Annotated in this window: 1 pseudogene; it reads left to right on the forward strand. The window is 52.6% G+C overall.

The window, feature by feature from the left end:
- A pseudogene (locus HMPREF2919_RS07235) lies at positions 1-232 on the forward strand (IS3 family transposase); the annotation flags it as partial.

The raw sequence follows: 232 nt of genomic DNA on the forward strand, positions 1-232 counted from the left end.
CACAGGTACAACTCCTACAAGGGGGATGTGGGGCAAAGTTTCGCCAATATCATCGGTCGCAACTTCACGGCGACTGGTCCTTGGCAGAAGTTGGGCACCGACGTCACCGAGTTCAAGCTTTCCTTCGGTAAGGCCTATCTCGCTCCGGTTTATGACTTTGCCAGTAAAGAGATTGTTGCCCACTCCATCTCGATGTGTCCTAATCTTGCCCAGCAGCAAGAGATGCTTCAGG

Origin of the sequence: Rothia sp. HMSC068E02, assembly GCF_001813565.1 — a bacterium.
Taxonomy (GTDB): domain Bacteria; phylum Actinomycetota; class Actinomycetes; order Actinomycetales; family Micrococcaceae; genus Rothia.